Genomic DNA, 6,319 nt, shown 5'->3' on the forward strand with positions numbered 1-6,319 from the left:
GATGGCCCGCGATCTCGATTCCTCCCATCAGTTCTACGGCGCGGTGCTGGGCTGGAGTTTCCGCCCGACCCGCCTCGGAGAGGGTTTCTCGGTCGCGCTGCAGGACGGCGTGCCGGTCGCCGGAATCGGTGCGCTGGCCCCGCGCCTCGGGGTCCCGGTGGCGTGGACGCCGTACTTCGCCGTCGATGACGCGGACGACACCTCCGCCCGGGTGCGCGAGCGCGGTGCCACGATGGCGGTGGGCCCGCTGGCCTTCGGGACCGGGCGCGCCGCGCTCGCGGCCGACCCCGACGGGGCGGTCTTCGGCTTCTGGCAGGGCGAGGTGATCCCGGACTGGACGGCACATCCCGGCGGCGCTGCCGGATGGCTCGAACTGCGCACCCGTGACGCCTTCGCCGCGGCCGTGTTCTACGGCGAGGTGCTCGACTGGGCCTGTGAGCGCGCCGGGTGCTGCGACGTCTCGTACGAGCACGGCCACGTCGTCGTCCGCCGCGGCCGCGACACCGTTGCCCTGATCAGCGGCGGAGCCGTCGAAGAGGCCCCGGATCCGCAGGTCCGGCCCCGCTGGCACGTCCACTTCCACGTGCCGGACCTCGAAGCCGCCGTGGAGACCGCCATCCGGCTCGGCGGCCGGACCGTCTCGCCCGTCCACACCTCTGCCACGGGCCGCCGGATCACCCTGATGGACCCGGACGGTGCCCTCTTCACGGTGGTCACGACCCAGGACGCGCACGCCCCGCGCTAGCGCTGCGGCAGGGCGGGTTCACGGGGGAGGTGCGCAAATCCGTTCCGAGCGTGCTCGCGGTGCCTCTACCGTGGCGCGGTGATGACTCAGGTGATCGTTCTCAACGGTGGCTCCAGCTCGGGCAAGTCCGGGATCGTCCGGTGCCTGCAGGCGGTCCTGCCGGATCCGTGGCTGGCCTTCGGCGTCGACACGCTGGTCGATGCGATGCCCGCCTCCCTGCGGGCATCGGATGCCGGGATCGAGTTCGAGCCGGACGGCGAGGTGAGCGTCGGACCGGAGTTCCGGACGCTGGAAGCGGCCTGGATCGAGGGGATCGCCGCGATGGCCCGTGCGGGCGCCCGGATCGTGGTCGACGAGGTCTTCCTCGGCGGGGCGAACTCGCAGGAGCGCTGGCTGCGGGCCTTGGGTGAACTGCGGGTGCTGTGGGTCGGCGTCAGGTGTGACGCTGCAGTGGCCGCAGGCCGTGAGATCGCACGGGGCGACCGGACCTCGGGTATGGCCGTGTCCCAGGCGGATGCGGTCCACCGGGGCGTGGTCTACGACCTGGAGGTGGACACCTCGCGTGCCGAGTCGATGGAGTGCGCACGGACCATCGCGGCACACGTCAAGTGACCGGATCGCCGCCCGCGGTCGCACGGTTCCGTCGTCAGCGCAAACGCCTGGTCACGCGACGCGCGACGATGCCATCATGATCCTTTCTCGGAGGCCGAGCCGGGGGATCAGACCTGGGCTTCGCGCCCACTCGTCTGGTTCGGCTTCGACGTGCTGTGCGAAACCGCCACCGCGGTACCCGACTGTCTGGCGCTCGCCGAGCGGTTCCGCACCCTCGTACTGGACGGCGTACCCCCGCTGGCCGCGGCCTCCGCGGACGGACGGCAGCGGTTCGCGAACCTCGTGGACGTCGCCTGCGACCGGGACATCCGGCTGGTCCCCTCATCGGCTCCGACCCACTGGCCGGCCTCCCCGCCGATCCGGCGCTGACGCGCGACCTGGACCGCACGGCAAGCCGCCTCGCGATGCTCCAACGGGCGGCCCGAGTCCTCTGGGTCCTCCGTCCGGGTGACTGCGGAACGCAGCTCTCAAGTGGCCTCGTGAAACCGGGACCCTTGGAGTGAACACGTTGCCCGCCACCCACTCGTTCGGTCCGAACCGGAGAACCTTCATGCACGCGTTCACACGCCTGGGGCGGCTGCGAGGAGTTCCACAGCCGGATGCACCCCGGAGAGGCGAGGACCGTCCAGGACTCCGTCCCCACAGCATCATGTTCAGCTGAACAAGGGCTGCCGAACCGGGGATGTCGAAGTCCTGGGGTCTCGCGCGCCCCTCCGGGGTCGCAGACGGAACGACCTAGCCGCGGGCGGCGAAGGCCTTCGTGAAGGCCAGCGGTTCCTGGACGACGGACGAGCACGTCGCGTCGGCGGAGTTCTTCGCACCGCCCGGGCACTGCTTGTCACGGGCGCCCGACCACATCGCGAGCCAGCCGAGCCCCTTGGACCGGGCGAACTCCACGAGCCGGGTGGCGTCGTCCACCTTGAAGACCTCGCTGGAGACGTCGTTGACGCCGATCATCGGCGTCACGGCCACCGTCTTCCACGCCGCCGCGTCGCTCAGCCCCAGTACGCCCTTGATCTGCGCCTGCGTCGCGGTGGCCGCCTGGATGGCGTAGCCGCCCATGTCGCCGCTGTACGCCGGGCCGTAGTCCATCGCCATGATGTTGACGGCGGAGACCGCCACCCCGTTCTGCCGGGCATTGGCGATCAGGTCGACGCCGGGCTGGGTGAGCCCCTCGGGCATCACGGGCAGGGTGAACGAGACGTCGAGCTTGGGATGCGACTTCTGCAGCTGCGCTATGGCCTGCGCACGCCGGGTGTTCGCCGCGGTGTCGGGCAGGGCAGCGCCCTCGATGTCGAAGTCCACCTTGGTCAGCCCGTACGTGTCCACCACCTTGCCGTACGCGGCGGCGAGACTCGCGGGGGAGGTGCACGCCAGGCCCAGCTCGGAGCCGGCCGCACCGCCGAACGACACGCGGACGTCCCCGCCCTTGGCCCGCAGCGCGGCGATCTGCGAGGCGACCCGGTCGTCTCCGAGGGCCGTGACGCCGCCCCAGAGCGGGGAGCAGCCGCCGCCGGAGGTGATGAAGGCGAGGTTGAACTCCTTCACACCCGTCTTGGCCGCCGTGTCCAGCAGGTCGAAGGCCGGGTAGAGCGAGGTGTCCACGTACGGCGCGAACCCGGCGGACGTGGTGGTGCCGCCGCCCGGAGGCACGGTCGGGGTCGGCTTCGCAGTGGCCGTCGCCGTTGCGGTCGCCGTTGCGGTCGCCGTGGCAGTCGCGGTGGGCGTGGCCGTCGGCTTGGAGGTGGGCGAGGCGGAGGCCGTCGGCGCGGTGGTGGGCCGGCCGCTCGGGCTGGGCGTCGGCCCGGTGGCCGGGGAGCACTTCTCCTTGTTGATCAGGCAGCCCGTCGGAGTGCCCGCGTTCCCGCTCGCGTTGGTCACGAACCCGACGGTGACCGAGCTGCCGGCCGCGAGCCCGGCCGTGTCCCACCGGGCCGGCTTGACCGTCACATGCTGCCCGTTGACGGTGTGTTCGCCGTTCCAGAGGGAGGCGAGGGCAGTGCCGGCGGGCAGGTCGAACTCGAGGGTCCAGTCCTTGAGCGTCCCGCCGCTGCGGTTGGTGATGACGTACTGCCCGGTGTAGCCCGTGGTCCAGCTGCTCGCCTTGGTGAAGGTCGCGCCGACCGAGGCTGCCTGTGCGGTACCGGTCAGCACCAGGGCGGTGCCCCCGACGGCCGCCGCGACGGCCAGTGCCGCGGCCGTCTTCGCCTTGGCGCTCGTCGTACGGCGATGGGAATTGCCAGCCATGAGGACCTGCCTCTGTGTGGGGATGAGGTTCGAGCAGCACGCTAGCGACCGGAAAACGGACAAACGTGCGGTTCGGGCCCCACTGCCGAGATCTTGAGGTCGGCTTAAGGAACGGATCGGGGAGGGTTAATGACCGCCTCAGCGTTTCAGGTAGGCCAGCACCGCCAGGACCCGGCGGTTGTCGTCCGGCGACGGTCCGATGCGGAGCTTCGAGAAGATGCCGGCCGTGTGCTTGGCCACGGCGCTCTCGCTGATGTGCAGCCCGCCGGCTATCGCCGCGTTCGACCGGCCCTCGGCCATCAGCTCCAGGACCTCGTGCTCGCGCGGAGTCAGCCCGTCCGTCAGCCCCCGGGCGTCACCGCGCGCCAGCAGCTTCGCGATGACCTGCGGGTCCATGACCGTACCGCCGGCCGCGACACGGCGGACCGCATCGACGAACTGCCCGGTGTCGGTCACCCGGTCCTTGAGCAGATAGCCGATGGCGCCGGCGCCGTCCGCCAGCAGCTCGTTGGCATAGAGCTGCTCGACGTACTGGGACAGCACGAGGACGGGCAGGCCAGGGCGTCTGCGCCGCGCTTCCAGGGCTGCTTGCAGACCCTCGTCGGTGAACGTCGGCGGGAGCCGTACGTCGACCACCGCGACGTCCGGTGCCTCGTCGAGCAAGGCCCGCAGCAGCGACGGACCGTTGTCCACCGCCGCCACCACCTCGCAACCGTGGTCCTGGAGGGTGCGTACCAGCCCGTCCCTCAACAGGAAGAGGTCTTCGGCGAGGACAACACGCATGGAATCTCCATCGTCACGGTGGTCGGACCGCCCTGCGGGCTGTGCAGGACGAGGATGCCGTCGAAGGTACCCAGCCGGCGGCGGACGCCGCGCAGTCCGGTGCCACCGGCGCAGTCGTCGGCGCCGCCACGGCCGTCGTCGGCGACCGTGATCCGCAGCAGCGCACCCTCGTGGTGTTCCAGGAGCACGCTGACGCGCCGGGCGCCGGAGTGCTTCGCCGCGTTCGCCAGCAGCTCGTTCACCGCGAAGTACGCGGCGGATTCCACCGGCGCCGGAAGCCGGCCCGGAAGCCGGTTGTCGACGTGGACGTCGAGGAAGCTGTCGAGCGCCAGCGACCGGACGGCGTCCCCGAGGCCGCGGTCGGCCAGCACGGGGGGATGGATGCCGCGGACCAGCTCACGCAGATCCTGCAGCGCCCTGGCGGAGGTCTCCCGGCCGTCCGCCAACAGGCCGCGGGCGGCGGCCGGATCGGTGTCGATGAGCCGGGCGGCCCGGTCCAGCGCCATGCCCACGGCGACGAGACGGGCCTGGGCGCCGTCGTGCAGGTCCCGCTCGATGCGGCGCAGCTCCGCCGCCTGGATGTCGAGTGCCTCGGTGCGCGTATCGGTCAGCTGCTCGACGCGCCGTGCGAGTTCGGCGGTGCGCGGTGCGGACAGCAGCGACCGGCTCCAGCGCGCGTGGAGCCGGAGCACCGCGGGCGCGCTGCCCGCACCGGCGGCGATGAACACGAGGCCCAGCACCACCGCGGCGAGCATCGTCGGGGTGCTGTGCACCGGAATGAACGCATACCAGTTGCCGTCACCCAGCCGCCGCCACACCAGCGGCTGCACAAGCGCGCCGAACACCCCGTACTCGACGAGCGCCAGGGGCACGGCAACGAGCAGCCCGCCGATCAGCGGCTCCAACCAGGCCCAGACGAGGTCGCGCCAGAACCCCTCGTCCCCGAGGACCGCCGCGACCCTCGTACGGCGGGTCGCGGCGCGGTCCACGGTCAGCGGATCGGGTGGGCTGATGCGGATACCCGTCCACCCGGTGGCCCATCGGCGGGAGCGGTCCGACAGGGCACGCAGTGTCTTCGCGGCGGGCGGCAGCAGCGGAAATCCGGCTCCGGCCGGCAGGAGCAGCAGGGCGAGCACGACGAGCCCGCCGACGAAGGACACGGCGAGGGCGAGCAGGCTCAGCAGCTGGCAGCGCAGGACGGCGACCCAGGGACGCGAGCCCGGCCGTGCCGTCACGGTGTTCTGCGTCAACGCGCCGGACCCGCGGCCCGCTTGGCCCGCTCGGCACCCAGGGCCCACACGGCGGCCGCCGCCAGGCAGGCCAGAGCAAACAGCACCATCGGGAGAACAGCTCCTGATTCCTCGTCCATGAACAGCAACAGGCCCACGTTGATCAGCATATGAAATCCTCCGGCGAGCAGCAGCCGCGATCCGCGTACCCGTTCCAGGGCAGACCCCAGAACCACCGACAGGGACACGGTCGCGAGGAGGAACGCCCCCGCGTAGACCGGTGCCTGTGCGAAGACCTGAACGTGCCAGACGCCCCAGAGCAGGCCCACCGTCACCGACGATGCGAGCGGGCCGCAGCGCGTGCGGAGCAGAGGCTGGAGCAGGCAGCGCCAGCCGAGCTCCTCGCCGCACGCACCGATGAACTGCGCCGGCACGATCACGGCGAGGGGGTTGCCCAGCGAGCTCGGGCCGATGAACCGGACGTCCCCGGTGACGGCGCCGTACGACATCACACAGAGGGCGGTGATCACGGGCGCGGTGGCGAGCAGCAACACGCCGCGGCTGCCCCGGCCTTCCACTCCGCGCGGCGCTCCTCCGCGCAGGGCCCCGGCGAGCATGCCCCGGATCCGGCCCGGCCAGAGCAGCGCGACCGCCGCGACGCCGAAGGCCGGCCCGAACTGCGTCAGTTGGATGACCTCGGTGG

The 6,319-nt window shown here is 71.8% G+C and carries 7 protein-coding genes; 3 read left to right on the forward strand and 4 right to left on the reverse strand.

The features are described 5' to 3' along the window. Position 1: 1 nt before the first annotated feature. The 3 genes from AB0I68_RS26015 to zapE all read left to right on the forward strand — a co-directional run bounded on the left by AB0I68_RS26015 (position 2) and on the right by zapE (position 1,726). On the forward strand, positions 2-745 hold the full coding sequence (locus AB0I68_RS26015) for a VOC family protein (RefSeq protein ID WP_363179785.1): 744 nt from the start codon (positions 2-4) through the stop codon (positions 743-745). Positions 746-823: 78 nt separating this feature from the next. Beyond that, on the forward strand, positions 824-1,357 hold the full coding sequence (gene cpt, locus AB0I68_RS26020) for a chloramphenicol phosphotransferase CPT (protein WP_363179768.1): 534 nt from the start codon (positions 824-826) through the stop codon (positions 1,355-1,357). 150 nt (positions 1,358-1,507) lie between these two features. After that, positions 1,508-1,726 carry an AFG1/ZapE family ATPase gene (gene zapE, locus AB0I68_RS26025; protein ID WP_363179769.1) on the forward strand — a complete coding sequence of 73 codons (219 nt, stop codon included), beginning with the start codon at positions 1,508-1,510 and terminating at the stop codon, positions 1,724-1,726. A gap of 366 nt (positions 1,727-2,092) precedes the next feature. On the opposite strand, the gene AB0I68_RS26030 is transcribed toward zapE, so the two are convergent. The 4 genes from AB0I68_RS26030 to AB0I68_RS26045 all read right to left on the reverse strand — a co-directional run. Then, a complete protein-coding gene (locus AB0I68_RS26030; protein ID WP_363179770.1) occupies positions 2,093-3,604 on the reverse strand; it encodes a cellulose binding domain-containing protein in 1,512 nt (503 codons plus the stop codon). Positions 3,605-3,742: 138 nt separating this feature from the next. Next, positions 3,743-4,387 (reverse strand): response regulator transcription factor, encoded by a 645-nt coding sequence (locus AB0I68_RS26035; RefSeq protein ID WP_363179771.1) that lies wholly within the window; start codon positions 4,385-4,387, stop codon positions 3,743-3,745. Next, positions 4,351-5,637 (reverse strand): sensor domain-containing protein, encoded by a 1,287-nt coding sequence (locus tag AB0I68_RS26040; RefSeq protein WP_363179772.1) that lies wholly within the window; start codon positions 5,635-5,637, stop codon positions 4,351-4,353. Before AB0I68_RS26040 ends, AB0I68_RS26035 begins: the two co-directional genes overlap by 37 nt. Further along, a partial coding sequence (locus tag AB0I68_RS26045; protein ID WP_363179773.1) for a CPBP family intramembrane glutamic endopeptidase occupies positions 5,634-6,319 on the reverse strand: 686 nt, incomplete at its 5' end. The genes AB0I68_RS26040 and AB0I68_RS26045, both read right to left, overlap by 4 nt.

Source organism: Streptomyces sp. NPDC050448, from assembly GCF_040655295.1.
Classification (GTDB): Bacteria; Actinomycetota; Actinomycetes; order Streptomycetales; family Streptomycetaceae; genus Streptomyces.